The organism is Terriglobia bacterium (assembly GCA_020073185.1).
Taxonomy (GTDB): Bacteria; Acidobacteriota; Terriglobia; order Terriglobales; family Acidobacteriaceae; genus JAIQGF01.
This window is the reverse complement of sequence record JAIQFT010000054.1, coordinates 15,542-29,720: the sequence shown is the minus strand read 5'-3', so window position 1 is coordinate 29,720 and position 14,179 is coordinate 15,542. Positions and strand designations below refer to the sequence as shown.

Sequence of the window (14,179 nt, the reverse complement as noted above, 5' to 3'; positions counted from 1 at the left end):
CTCCCGGCAGGCCTGCTCGCTGCTGAACCGCGCTTCCAGTTCCGCCAGCGTCCTGGGATAATCCTCCACGACCTGCAGCATGGCCCAGCACACTACCTGTTGGGGTCACCTGAGTCAAGTGGATACCCCTCTTAAGAATTAAGAAGTCAGAATTAAGAATCAGAAGGCTTTGTTGACATCCTTTTCGTTCGAACTGCTCCATCCCTACGGACTGCGTGGCCTGAGCCCCGCAGGGGCGACCGAACCTAGCCCGGCACGTAAGTGCCGGGAAAGCTGCTTTTGAAATACACCGAGTCCCGTAGGGACGGCACGAAGTGAAACTTGCTTCCTGCGAGGATTTCAACAAAGCCAAGTCAGAACAAGGATTCTAGTTCTGGCCTCTGACTTCTTAATTCTTAATTTTCTTGCGCCTAATCCGCGGCGGTCGTGGCCTTGAGGAATTCCCGGCCGCGCTCGCGCTCGGTTGCCTCCTTCTTGAACCGCAGCGGCGCCTGCACGCGCGCGGGCAGGCCGAGAATGCGGATGAATCCCTCCGCATCTTTCGGGTTGTAGCCGTCCATCGTGAAGGCGGCCAGCCCGGTCTGATAAAGCGAATATTCCGACTCGCGCCCGGCGACCGTGATGTTGCCCTTGTAAAGCTTGAGCGTGATCGAACCGCTGACGGTCTGTTGCGTCGAGGTGATGAATGCGTCCAAAGCCTCGCGCAGCGGCGTGAACCACAGGCCGAAGTAAACCATCTCGGCATACTTGAGCGCGACGTGCTGCTTGAAGTGCATGACCTCGCGGTCGAGGCAGAGCGACTCCAGTTCGCGGTGCGCGGTCACCAGCAAGGTGCCGCCCGGGGTTTCATAGCAGCCGCGCGACTTGATGCCGACGAAGCGGTTCTCCACCAAGTCGACGCGGCCGATGGAGTTGCGGCCTCCGATGAAGTTCAGCTCTTCCACCAGCGAAACCGGGTTCATCGATTTGCCGTTCACCGCGACGGGCGTGCCTTGCTCGAAAGTGATTTTGACTTCTTCCGGACGATCGGGCGCCTGCTGCGGCGAGAGGGTAAGCTGCCACATGTCGTCGTTGGGCGGGTTGCTGGGATCTTCCAACTCGCCACCCTCGTGGCTGAGGTGCCAGAGATTGCGGTCGCGCGAATAGATTTTCGCCCGGCTGGCTTCGACGGGAATGCCGCGCGCTTCGGCGTAGTCGAGGCAGTCCTCGCGGGAATTCAGTTTCCACTCGCGCCATGGCGCGATCACCTTGAGCGACGGCGCCAGCGCCTGGTAGGCGTGCTCGAAGCGGACCTGGTCGTTGCCTTTGCCAGTGCAGCCGTGCGCTACGTAGCCCGCGCCCTCGGCGAGCGCGACCTCCACCTGGCGCTGGGCGATAACCGGGCGGGCCATCGAGGTTCCCAGCAGGTAGCTGTGCTCGTAGACGGCGCCGGCGCGCAGGGTAGGGAAGACGTAATCGGTGAGGAATTCCCGGCGCAGATCCTCGACGTAAACCTTGCTGGCGCCGGTTGCTTTCGCTTTGGCGATGACCGCGGCAATGTCGTCGCCCTGGCCGACGTCGGCGACCATGGCGATGACTTCGCAGCCGTAGGTCTCCCTCAGCCACGGGATGATGATGGAGGTATCGAGACCACCGGAGTATGCAAGGGCGACTTTGTCAGGCATGGAACACCAGTTTTCAGTTTTCGAGTTTCAGTTTCAGTGAGTACCGAGTACCAAGTACCGATTACGCTCTGCCGGCCTGTATCGCCGAGGCCGACTTCGCGCCTTTGCGGGCGCCGGCAAGCAGAACCATGATGGCGTTCTGCACGTGGAGGCGGTTTTCGGCTTGGTCGTAAACCACCGACTGCGGCGAGTCCAGCACCTCGTCGGTGACTTCGCAACCGCGATGCGCCGGCAGGCAGTGCATAAACACGGCGTGCGGCGCGGCCAGCGACATCAGCGCCGCGTTCACCTGGAACGGGCGGAAGATGTTGTCGCGCTTGCCGGCCTCGCTCTCCTGGCCCATGCTCGCCCACACATCGGTGTAGATGGCATCGGCGCCGGCCACGGCGGCCTGGGGATCGTTGCCGATCTCGATGACGGCCCCGGTCTGCGCCGCGACTTGCTTGGCCGCTTGCACAATGTCCTTCACCGGCTCGTAGCCCTGGGGCACGGCAAGCGAGAAATGGCTGCCGAGGTTGGCGGCGGTCAGCATCAGCGAGTGAGCGACGTTGTTGCCGTCGCCGACGAAAGCGACCTTCAGCTTCGGCAAGTCGTCGAATTTTTCCTGGAGGGTAAAGAAGTCGGCGAGCGCCTGGCAGGGATGCTCGCGGTCGGTCAGCGCGTTGATGACCGGCACGCCGGCGTTGGCCGCCATCTCGGTGACGGTCGAGTGCTTGAAGGTGCGCAGGATGATGCCCTGCACCCAGCGTTCCAGGTTGCGCGCCACGTCGGCGGCTTTCTCTCGCGACTCGATGCCGCCCGGGCACTCCATGAACAGCGCCTGCCCTCCCAGGGTGTTGATGCCGGCCTCGAAGGTGATGCGGGTGCGCAGCGAGGGCTTTTCAAACATCATCACGTACTGCTTGCCCTTCAGCGCCGTGCCGAATGCAGCCGGTTTTGCCTTGATGGACTTGGTGAGCGCAAAAATCTCATGCACCTCGTACGGCGAAAGGTGCTGGATGCCAAGCAGATCGCTCTGCTGGAAGATTGCGGGGGCGGAGCGCGGCGCCTTCGCTGCTAATGCCGGGTGCGCGGTGGCCATGCTTGACTCCTTACCTGAAATTGAGCGTGCGAGGGCCGATTACGACATTCGTTCCCGAATGCGCTTGCCAAGCTGGCGGCAGCTCTTGCTGCTGGAGCTGATCACCAGAATGGTGTCGTCACCGGCGATGGTGCCCACCAACTCGGGCCAGCTTGCCGCGTCCACCGCGGCGGCGACCGGCTGCGCGCTGCCCGCGGTGGTCTTCACCACCAGCAGGTTCTGCGCCTGGCGGACATCCACCACGAACTCGCGCAGCAGGTGCGACAGCGACGGGGTGGGCGCGGCTTCCGTCAACGTGCCCGAGGCGGCATAGCCTTCGGGTGTTTTCACCAGCCCCAGCTCCTTGATGTCGCGCGACAGCGTGGCCTGCGTGACCTTGAGCCCCTGCTGCGTAAGGCGCCGCACCATGTCATCCTGCGTCACCATGGGCTCCCGGGATACCAGTTCGAGGATGCGGTGGTGGCGCAGGGCTTTTGGGGTCGAACGCATTTTTATGCACGAACTGAATAATTATGCGTTCCGGCCCCGGCCCTGTCAACCCAAAACAGTCTTGGCGCGGCTTGCCGGGCCCGGTCCCGGCAGCCAACCTGGTCGCCCACCCAGCTCGGCCCGGGTTGTACAACCCTGCGCGTCACGGGTTAGGCTTTCCCGATGCTTCGGAGGTCGAGGGATGAGACTGCGTCGCCGTGTCCTGCCGCTGTTTTTTCTGTTGTTCAGCCTGAGCGTTCTGGCTCAAACCTCCGGCCCGCGATTCGAAATCTCCTTTCCCGCCACGGCGCACGCCGGACCGATTACCGGGCGCGTGTTTGTGATCCTCTCGCAGCATCAAGGGTCCGAGCCGCGACTGCAGGCGGGCGACTGGTTCCAGCAGACACCGATCTATGGCGCCGACGTCAGCCAGCTTCCGCCTGGCCAGGCGGCGGTGATGGATGGATCGACGCTCGGCTTTCCGCTGCAAAGCCTGAAGGAGTTGCCGGCGGGCGAGTACTACGTGCAGGCAGTGATCAATGTCTACACCGAATTCCACCGTGCCGACCGCCATATCATCTGGGCGCACATGGACCAGTGGGAAGGGCAGCAGTTCAACCGATCGCCAGGAAATTTGTACAGCGAGGTGCAGCAGGTGCGGCTGGACTCGTCGGCGGGGTACGACATCAAGCTGGAAGCGAGCAGGGTGATTTCGCCGATCCAGGTTCCGCCGGACACCAAGTACGTCAAGCGGGTGAAGTTTGCCAGCAAGCTGGTGAGCCAGTTCTGGGGACACCCGATGTACATCGGCGCAACCGTGCTGCTGCCCAAGGGATACGACGAGCATCCGAACCAGCGCTATCCGGTGGTGTACATCCAGGACCACTTCACGCTACGTGCGCCGTTGGGCTTTCAGGATGAGAGCGGCGAGGAGGGCGGCTGGCCGTCAGGCAAGGAAGCGCGCGAATTCACCACAGCGTGGCTGTCGGAAACATTTCCGCGGCTGATCCTGGTGACGTTTCTGCATCCGACGCCGTTTTTTGACGACTCGTACGCGGTGAATTCGTCGAACCAGGGGCCCTACGGCGACGCCATCATGCAGGAGCTGATCCCGTACGTGGAAACGCACTTCCGCATCATCCGCCAACCATGGGCGCGATTGCTGACGGGCGGATCGACGGGCGGGTGGGAGTCGCTGGCGCTGCAAGTGCTTCACCCCGATTTTTTCGGCGGCGCCTGGACGTTCTTTCCCGATCCGATTGACTTCCATCGCTATCAACTACTGGACATTTACCAGGACGAGAACGCGTTTGTCGCGGGCGGGGAATATGTTCCGCTGGAGCGCCCGATGATGCGCAGCGCCGAAGGCCAGGTACTGGTCACCACGCGGCAGATGAGTCTGCTGGAGGAGGTGCTCGGCAGCCACGGGCGCAGCGGCCAGCAATACGAGGAATGGGAGGCGGCATACGGGCCGGTGGGCGCCGACGGCTATCCGCGGCCGTTGTGGGACAAGCTTACGGGCAAAATCGACCGCGAGGTCGCGCTCTACATGCGCGATCGCGGCTACGACCTCACGTATCACCTGGAGCAAAACTGGCGAAAGATCGGGCCCAAGCTTGTGGGCAAGCTCCACCTGTTTTGCGGTGACATGGACAACTACTACCTGAACCTGGCGGTCTACCGCTTGGAGAATTTCCTGAAGAACACCAAGGATCCGTACTACGCGGGATCGTTTGACTACGGGCGGCCGATGCAGGGCCACGGCTGGAGTCCGTATACGGCGGCGGAACTGGTGAAGGTATTGGCGGCGGCGATGCAGAAAAACCGGCCGAAAGCTGCGGCAGCGGCAAACTAAGGTGCCGCAACCTTGTTCCACTGTGGGCCAACCGCACATTCGATGGTGACAAGAACGCTTGTGGCGCGGCCCGCGCGGCGCTAGCGTGGGGAGTGTGCAGGAAAGCCTCGCGTGTCTCCGCACCTGGGAGGACGGACATGAGGAACCTGAAAATTATCGTCGGCGCGGTCGCGGTGGTGTTGATTGTCCTGCTGACCGCAGTTACTTCCTGGAAAGAACCCGATTCGCTGCGCTATAGCGCCAGCAACGAAATCACGGCCACCGGCACGGTGCAGGAGGTACAGGAATTTTACTGCCCGGTGACCGAAGACCGCGGCACCCACCTGGTGCTGAAGACCGACCGCGGAACGATGCTGGTGCACGTGGCGCTGTCGCGCTTCCTGCGCGAGCAAAATTTCGCCATCCGGACCGGAGAGCGCCTGCAGGTGACGGGAGCCAAAATCCGCTACCAGGGCAGGGAGGGCATGATCGCGCGCGAAATCGTTCGCCGGGACGAGGTGTTCACGCTGCGCGACACCTCGGGCAAGCCGCTGTGGTCGAATTGATGGGACGGCTTACGCGTTGCCGGTGGCGCTGCGCAGGACATCGCGGAAGCGCTCGACCTGGTCGCGCTCGCCGGCATTTTCGGTGAGGAATTCCAGGCCATAGTAATAACCGTAGCGGTTGCGCACGTTGGCCCAGACACGCAAAGGCTCCGCCGAGTACGGAGTTGTGAATTCCAACTCGACCTGGTCGCCGTTGTTGAGTTCCACGCCGGCAAAAACGCACATGCCACCTTCGTTGAGTTCGGTGCCGCGTCCGTTCACGCGCGTAGTGAGGTCCCCACGGTGCACTACCAGGCGCACGGGTACGCGAATCTGGTGGCGCTTCCAGCGGCGTAGCACTTCGAAGGGACCAGGGGAGTTTGCTGCCATATGCATCATTTCTCAAGGGTAGGGTGCTTCGCGCTTCTGGGGCAGATTACTGAGGTCGTAATACCAGCGGTGCCAGCCGCCGGGCAGCGCTGAAGCAGGCTTCGGGCTCCAGGCCCCAGGCTTCAGGAAACGAAGCAGGCGTCGGGCTCCAAGCCCCAGGCTTCAGGAAAGAGAATCCCCAACCTTTCTCGTCATATGCGGGCCAGACAAGGGTGGGTGACCGCCACGGGCCACTGGCTACCGGTTCCCCCTTTTAGCTTCCGCACAAGCTAGCGTGATGTTGGGCACAGCCGGCCGGCCCATGGCGGGGGGAAACTGCAGGGTTAATATCTTTCAAATCCACGCGCACAGGAGAGGCACGCATGGCAACACTGGAGGTCAAGAAGGCCGATCTGGCCGGACCGGGCATTGGCGATTACACCGAGCTGGAAAAGATCCTGCCCAACGATTACCGCTCGCTGCTGACGGCACGCGAGACGCAGAAGGCGATTTTCGCCGCCAAGAACTACATCGAGGAGCACCTCTGCAAGGAACTCAGCCTGATGATGGTCACGGTGCCGCTGATCGTGGACGTGGAGAGCGGTGTCAACGACCTGCTGGACCGCGACGGATCGCGCACGCCCATCCAGTTCCACATCTCGAACGATTTCGGCAAGCACCCGGTGGACGCGCAGGTGGTGCAGGCGGCGACGAAATGGAAACGCATGGCCCTGCGGCAGTTCGAGTGCAAGGTTGGCGAAGGCCTCTGCACCGACATGCGCGCCGTGCGCAAGGACTACTTCCTCGACCACGACCACTCTTGCTACGTCGACCAGTGGGACTGGGAGCGCGTGATCCGGCCGGAGCAGCGCAACCTCAATTTTCTGAAAGAAGTGGTGAATTGCATTTGGAAGGTGCTGGTGGGCGCGGAAAAATTCGTGCAGGAGATGTTCCCCAAGCTGAAGGACCCGCGTTATCCCAACCTGCCGGAGAAGCTGACCTTCCTGCACGCGGAAGAAATCCTGGACATGTTCCCGGACCTGCCGCGCAAACAGCGCGAGACGCAGGTGCTGCAGAAGTACCCGGCGGTCTTCATTATCGGTATCGGGTGGCCGCTCGCCGACGGTTTGCCGCACGAGAACCGCGCCGCCGATTACGACGACTGGATCACCGACACGCGTCATGAAACGGGCAAGAACACGCACGGTCTGAACGGCGACATCCTGGTGTGGAACTACGTCACCAAACGGCGCCATGAACTGACGTCGATGGGTATCCGCGTCAACGCGGAGACGCTGAAGCGGCAGCTTGAGATGTCGAAGCTGACCGAGTTCCTGAAATTCCCCTATCACCAGGCCATCATCAGGAACGAGATTCCGCTGTCCATCGGCGGCGGCATCGGGCAGGCGCGCACCCTGATGACCCTGCTCCGCAAGGCCCATTTGGGCGAGGTCAGCGTCACCGTGTGGCCCAAGATCCTGAAAGACATGTGCGCGAGGAAGAACATCTTCGTGCTGGAGTAGTCAAAGAGGTGGTCAGTGGCTAGTGGCTAGTGAAGGGGGCGCGGCCGCTGACCACGGCCACTTGCCACTGCATTTCCAGAGTCTCGCGTATACTTCAGGCTTCCCGCACGACAAGATAATAGAGGAGAAGTGTGTTATGAGGAAATGGCTCTGCTTCGCATTCATTCTGACATTCGCGATTGTGGTCCAGGCGCAAAAGCCGCTGTTGCTGCACCAGCCGGCGGTGAGCGCCTCGCAACTGGTGTTCAGTTACGGCGACGATCTGTGGAGCGCGCCCGGCGAGGGTGGAGCGGCGCATCCGCTGACCACCGGGCCGGGCTCGAAAAGCGACGCGGCCTTTTCGCCGGACGGTAAATGGGTTGCCTTCACCGGCACTTATGACGGCAATGCCGACGTGTACGTCATGCCGGCGACCGGCGGCGAGCCCAAGCGCCTGACCTTCCATCCCGCATTGGATGGCGTAGTCGGCTGGACGCCCGACGGCAAGCAGGTTCTGTTTAGCTCCTCGCGCAACAGCTACGCGGGATTCACGCAACTGTTCACCGTCTCGCTCGACGGCGGGCTCCCGCACGAGCTTCCGCTGCCGGAAGGGGTTATGGGATCGTTTTCGCCCGACGGCCAGCAACTCGCGTACGTTCCGGTGTGGAACTGGCAACCGGGGCGGGCATGGAAAAACTACCGCGGCGGGCGCACCGCGCGCATCTGGATTGCCAAGCTGGCGGATTCCAGCGTGACCGAAATTCCGCGCGACAAGAATTCCAACGACTTCAATCCTCTCTGGATCGGCGACAAGATCTACTTCCTTTCCGATCGCAACGGTCCTATCACCATGTTCGTGTACGACACGCGCAGCAAGAAGGTGGACCAGTTGCTGCCCGTGACCTCGGACATCAAGCACGCCTCGGCCGGACCGGGCGAGATCGTGTACGAGCAGCTCGGCTCGCTGCACAAGCTCGACCTGCGCAGCGGGAAATCCGCGGCGATCAACGTCGAGGTTGCCGGCGACCTGCCCGACCTGCGGCCGCATTACGTGAAGGTCGGTGACAGAGTTTCCCACTACGCTCTTTCGCCCACCGGCGTGCGCGCGGTGTTTGAAGCGCATGGCGAAATCCTGACCGTTCCCGCCGACAAGGGCGATATCCGCAACCTGACGAATACGACCAACACGGCGGAGCGCGACCCGGCCTGGTCGCCCGATGGCAAGTGGATCGCCTACTTCTCCGACGAGAACGGCGAGTACGCGCTGCACCTGCGCTCGCAGGACGGCACGCAATTGAAGAAGATCGGGCTGGGTGAAGTGCCGTCGTTTTTCTACCGGCCGCAGTGGTCGCCCGACAGCAACAAGATTGCGTACACCGACAAGCGGCTCAACGTCTGGTACGTGGACTTGGCGAAGGGCACGCCGGTGAAGCTGGACACCAATTACTACGAGGCGCCGTTCCACACGCTGGATCCGGCGTGGTCGCCCGACAGCCGCTGGATCGCGTATACCAAGACGCTGGCGAGCCACATGCGGGCGGTGTTCGTGTTCTCGCTGGAGTCGGGGAAGCCGGAGCAGATCACCGACGGGATGAGCGACGCGCGCTACGCCGCGTTCGACCGCGACGGCAAATATCTGTACTTCACGGCCAGCACCAACGTCGGGCCGACCAACGGCTGGCTGGATCTTTCCAGTTTTGCCCGTCCGGTGACGCGCAGCGTGTATGTGGTCGTGCTGAGAAAGGATCTGCCGTCGCCAATCGCGCCACAAAGCGATGAGGAGAAAGCGGCGCAGGAAGCGAAGCCGGAAGAGAAAGCTGCACTGCAGGAAGATCCCCACCCTATGTCGCCAAACCCGGGCGGCATGAGAGTGGGGCAACTGCAGGGTTCGGGCAGTGAAGAGAAGGGCTCGACGGATGAGAAGACAGCCGACAAGAAGCCGGAGAAGAAGCAGCCGGTCAGTGTGAAGATCGATTTCGAAAATATTGACCAGCGAATCCTGGCGCTGCCCATCCCGGCGCGCAATTACACCGGGCTGCACACCGGGGCGAGTGGTACGGTTTATCTGACGGAAGCGCCGGTGATGCCGACGTTTGGTCCAGGCGGCATCTCGCAAACGCTGTACCGCTTCGAGCTGGAGCCGCGCCGGACCCACAAGCTGCTCGAGGGCATTTCCGCTTTTGCGCTGTCGTTCGACGGCAAGAAAATGCTGTACCGTCAGGGCGCAGGCGAGAACGCCAAATGGCATATCGCCAGCGTGCCTCCGCCCAGCAAGCCCGGCGAGGGGCCATCGCCGGCGGCCGAGGCGGCGCCGCGGATCAGCGGCATGGCGCTGAAGCTCGACGACATGCAGGTGCTTTCGGATCCGCGCGCCGAGTGGAAGCAGGAGTATCGCGAAGTGTGGCGCATCGAGCGCGACTTCTTCTACGACCCCAATCTGCACGGAGTGAACTGGCGCGAGGCCGAGAAGCGCTACGCGCCGTATATCGAGGCGGCCGCCTGCCGCGCCGACCTGGACTACGTCTTCACCGACATGCTCGGCGAGATGTCGGTCGGGCACATGAACGTGCGCCCGCCGCAGCCACCGCATTCCACGCAACCGAAGACGGGACTGCTGGGCGTCGATTACAAAATCGAAAATGGGCGCTACCGATTCGCGAAAATCTATCAGGGCGAGAATTGGAATCCCGAGTTGCGCGCTCCGCTCACCGGGCCGGGCGTGAACGTGAAGCAGGGTGAGTACCTGCTGGAGGTTGCCGGACGCGAGCTGAAAGGCTCGGACAACGTCTTCAGCTTCTTCCAAGCGACCGCGGGGAAGTCGGTGGTCATGAAGGTGGGCAGCGATCCGAGCGGCAAGGGCGCGCGCGCGGTCACCGTGGTTCCGATCGATAACGAAACCAACCTGCGCAATCGCGAGTGGATTGACGGCAACCGGCGCACGGTGGAGCAGTTGAGCGCCGGGCGCGTAGCGTACGTCTATTTGCCGGACACGGCGGTGGGCGGCTACACCTACTTCAACCGCTACTTCTACGCGCAGATTGACAAGCTGGGCGCGGTGCTGGACGAGCGCTTCAACCGCGGCGGGCAGGCGGCGGATTACATTATCGACGTACTGCGCAAGCCGCTGATGAACTACTTCATGACGCGCGAGGGACACCCGTTCACCACGCCGGTGGGTTCGATCTTCGGGCCCAAGGTGATGGTGACCAACATGTACGCCGGCTCCGGCGGCGACGCGCTGCCGTGGTACTTCCGCCATGAGAAGATCGGGCCGCTGGTGGGCACGCGCACCTGGGGCGGGCTGGTCGGGATTTACGATTACCCGCAACTGATGGACGGCGGGGCGGTGACGGCGCCGCGCGTGGCGTTCTACAACCCGAAGGGAGAGTGGGACGTGGAAAACGTCGGCGTGCCGCCCGACTACGAGGTACCGTTCGATCCGGCGGCCTGGCGACAGGGACGCGATCCGCAATTGGAAAAAGCAGTAGACTTGGTGCTCGCGCAGCTCAAGAAAGAGCCGCGGAAGTCGGTGGAACATCAGCCGTTCCCCAACTATCACCAGACCAAGGGGAAGGCGACCGGCGGCGGACACTAATCCAGGTTTCCGGATGACAGCTTTGGGCCGGGTCGAAGCGCGCAGGGACAACTTTCCTTCCGGAAATGTGTTTGCACCCGCATCAACTCGGCCCTGAATGATTTTGTGCGCGCCGCGTACGACGGAGCCAAGTCTCCGCATCCCATGGTTATTATGAAGGCGACATGAGAAGTGAAGTAAGGGGTTCTGTCTTTCTCCGCACGATCTTGGCCTCCATCTTGTTGTTCGCCGGGCTGCTGCCTGCCGCCGCCGCGCAGAACCGCATTGTCCAGGCCCTTGAGGCCGGTGAAATGGAGCCGGTGCGCGGCAACGTGCATCCGCTCGCCCGCGCGGAATTCGACGAAGGCGCGGCGGCCGGCTCGATGATGCTGTACCGGATGGCACTGACGTTCCGACCCAGCGCCGCGCAGCAGGCCGATCTCGATGCGCTTTTGGCCGAGCAGCAAAACCCGCTTTCACCCTACTACCACCAATGGTTGACGCCGGAACAATACGCCGACCGCTTCGGGCTCGGCCAGAACGACATCGCGCAGGTCGGCGCGTGGCTCCAGTCCCAGGGATTCACCGTGGACGAAACCGCGCGCAGCCGCACCTACGTAGCCTTCAGCGGCACGGTGGCGCAGGCGGAGTCGGCGTTTGGCACGGCGATCCATAGCTTCACCGTGGGAGGCGAGCCGCACTACGCCAATGTGTCCGATCCCGTGCTGCCTTCTCCGCTGGCGCAGATCGTGCTTGCGATCCATGGGCTAAACGATTTCCGCCCTAAGCCGCGCGGAGGCGCCGGCCGAACTTCGCCGCGGCCGCGATTTACCTCCAGCATCAGCGGCAGCCACTTTCTCGCGCCCGACGATTTTGCCACCATCTATGACCTCGGCCCGCTGTACAACAGCGGGATCGACGGCACCGGCCAAAAGCTTGCCGTGATAGGACAGACCGACCTGATCCTGTCCGACATTGCGACCTTCCGCAGCGTGTCCGGCCTGTCCGCTAACGTCCCAACGGTGGTGCTGGTACCGGGTTCGGCCGATCCGGGCGTGGTCAGCGGCGATATCGTGGAGGCGAACCTCGACGTGCAGTGGGCGGGAGCGGTGGCGCGCAATGCGACCATCGTCTACGTCAACTCGAAAAACGGCGCGTTCGATTCGCTTTCCTACGCCATTTCGCAGAACGTGGCGCCGGTAATCAGCATCAGCTACGGCGACTGCGAGCCGCACTTCGGCGCCTCGGACATCGCCACCTTGGTTTCCTGGGGCCAGCAGGCCAACGCGCAAGGGCAGACCATCGTGGGACCTTCGGGCGACAGCGGCGCCGCCGATTGCGACTTTCCGCTCACTGCCACCTCGGTGGTGACCTCGGCGACGCACGGTCTGGCGGTGGACATTCCCGCCGCGCTGCCCTACGTTACCGGCGCCGGCGGCACCACGTTCAATGAAGGCACTTTGACCTTCTGGAGTGCGACCAACAACGCCCGCAACGGTTCCGCGCTGTCCTACATTCCCGAGACCGCGTGGAATGACACCAGTTTCGAGATCGCAAATGGCGGCTCGCTGGCGGCCACCGGCGGCGGCGTGAGCACGCTCTTCAATAAACCAACGTGGCAGTCGGCTACGGGAGTTCCCAACGACGGCCAGCGCGACGTCCCCGACATTTCATTTACCGGATCCTTCGACCACGATGGCTACCTGGTGTGCTCGCAGGGGAGCTGCGTGAACGGATACCGGCAGGCGAACAACAATTTGCTTGTCGTCGGAGGAACCTCGGCCGGCGTGCCCGTTTTCGCCGGCATCGTGGCGCTGATCAATCAGCAGATGAACGCCGCGCAGGGCAATGTAAACCCGCGGCTCTATGCACTGGCGGCATCGGCGCCGAACGCATTTCACGACATCACCACCGGTGACAATAAGGTCCCATGCACGGCGGCAACACCCGACTGTCCCAGCGGAAGCGTATCGATCGGTTACAGCGCTGGCGTCGGATACGATCCGGTCACCGGGCTCGGCTCCCTGGACGCCTTCAACTTGATTACGGCGTGGGCAGCGTCCGATTTCCAGGCGAGCGCTACGCCCGCCACCTTAACCGTAAACGCCGGGACAACGGGGACTGTCGGCACATCAACGCTGACGATAGCCGCCTTAAACGGCTTCAGTGGCACCGTTGCGCTCGCGTGCAGTGTGCCATCGTCGCTGCCGGGCGCAACGTGCTCGATCTTACCGACTTCGGTCACCAACGCGGGAACGGCAACTGTGACCATCTCCACTACAAGTTCAATAGCGGTGGGTACATCGTCTACTGTCACGCTTACAGCCACCGCCGGCTCTGTCACGCACACTGCGGCATTGTCAGTGGTTACGCCTGACTTTCAGCCTGTTCTGAGCACTTCCGCCATGACTCTGACCGCTGGCACGAGTGGAAACGGGGGGCTGACCACTCTCACAATTAGGGCGCGGAACGGATTCACCGGTACTGTCTCGCTAGGTTGCAGCGTGCCGACTTCCTTGCCGGGCACGACGTGCGCAATTTCGCCGGCCTCAGTCGCCAACTCGGGAAGCGCTACTGTGACAATCACCGCTCCCACGATTCGTGCCAGCCTGCGCGCGCCGCGTTCGTTGTTCTTCCCGGGTGGGTCGCTTGCGCTGGCGATGGGGTTCGTGTTTGCGGGCAAGAGGGACCGCTCGTCAAGAAGGAAGCGCGTCTCGGGGATACTGCTGTTGACGGTGGTGCTGGTATTCGGGCTGGCAATGATGATGGGTTGCGGTGGAGGCGGCAGTCCGAGTTCCAGCACTCCGCCGCCGAGTTTCCCTCAAAACGGCACGGTGACGGTGACTGCAACCAGCGGTGCGCTCGTTCATTCGGCATTTATCAACGTGACCGTGAATTAACTGTATCGGTACTTAGAGTGACGCAGACTTTCAGCGTGTCCGTGAGAACCAGTCTGGCATGGTTGCCGCTGGTTATGAAATCACGATTTTTGGAGCCCCAAGGGGGCGGTTGAAAGTAGCCCGCCGCTTCAGCGGCGGGGAGAGTGGGAGAAACCTCCCAGTGCCGTAGGCACGACAGAAGTTCTGACGCGCCCACTTTAGGCCTGCAGAAAGCCTTTACCATCATTTCGGCTTAAGCCTTT

At 62.4% G+C, this 14,179-nt stretch carries 9 protein-coding genes; 5 read left to right on the top strand and 4 right to left on the bottom strand.

All coding sequences use genetic code 11. The features are described 5' to 3' along the window. Positions 1-410 precede the first annotated feature (410 nt). The 3 genes from LAN64_16440 to argR all read right to left on the bottom strand — a co-directional run bounded on the left by LAN64_16440 (position 411) and on the right by argR (position 3,234). The gene (locus LAN64_16440; protein MBZ5569425.1) at positions 411-1,664 is read right to left on the bottom strand and encodes an argininosuccinate synthase; all 1,254 of its coding nucleotides are present in this window, start codon (positions 1,662-1,664) and stop codon (positions 411-413) included. Between the two features lie 61 nt (positions 1,665-1,725). After that, positions 1,726-2,745, bottom strand: a complete 1,020-nt coding sequence (argF, locus tag LAN64_16435) for an ornithine carbamoyltransferase (protein ID MBZ5569424.1) — start codon at positions 2,743-2,745, stop codon at positions 1,726-1,728. A gap of 39 nt (positions 2,746-2,784) precedes the next feature. Continuing rightward, positions 2,785-3,234: an arginine repressor gene (gene argR, locus LAN64_16430; protein ID MBZ5569423.1), complete on the bottom strand. Its 450-nt coding sequence runs from the start codon at positions 3,232-3,234 to the stop codon at positions 2,785-2,787. Positions 3,235-3,415: 181 nt separating this feature from the next. Here argR and LAN64_16425 point away from each other — a divergent pair, with 181 nt between their 5' ends. Then, positions 3,416-5,068, top strand: coding sequence for a hypothetical protein (locus LAN64_16425; protein MBZ5569422.1), 1,653 nt, complete (start codon positions 3,416-3,418; stop codon positions 5,066-5,068). Between the two features lie 137 nt (positions 5,069-5,205). Continuing rightward, positions 5,206-5,613, top strand: coding sequence for a hypothetical protein (locus LAN64_16420; protein ID MBZ5569421.1), 408 nt, complete (start codon positions 5,206-5,208; stop codon positions 5,611-5,613). A 9-nt stretch (positions 5,614-5,622) separates the two neighbouring features. Here the strand turns inward: LAN64_16420 and LAN64_16415 are convergent, their stop codons facing one another. Continuing rightward, entirely contained in the window at positions 5,623-5,982 is a 360-nt protein-coding gene (locus LAN64_16415; protein ID MBZ5569420.1) for a PilZ domain-containing protein, read from the bottom strand. Positions 5,983-6,353: 371 nt separating this feature from the next. Between LAN64_16415 and LAN64_16410 the strand changes: the two genes are divergently transcribed. From LAN64_16410 to LAN64_16400, 3 genes are all read left to right on the top strand, one after another. After that, positions 6,354-7,484 (top strand): aspartate--ammonia ligase, encoded by a 1,131-nt coding sequence (locus tag LAN64_16410; protein ID MBZ5569419.1) that lies wholly within the window; start codon positions 6,354-6,356, stop codon positions 7,482-7,484. Positions 7,485-7,620: 136 nt separating this feature from the next. Then, positions 7,621-11,058, top strand: coding sequence for a PDZ domain-containing protein (locus LAN64_16405; protein ID MBZ5569418.1), 3,438 nt, complete (start codon positions 7,621-7,623; stop codon positions 11,056-11,058). A gap of 164 nt (positions 11,059-11,222) precedes the next feature. Further along, positions 11,223-13,937 carry a hypothetical protein gene (locus LAN64_16400; GenBank protein ID MBZ5569417.1) on the top strand — a complete coding sequence of 905 codons (2,715 nt, stop codon included), beginning with the start codon at positions 11,223-11,225 and terminating at the stop codon, positions 13,935-13,937. Positions 13,938-14,179 lie beyond the last annotated feature (242 nt).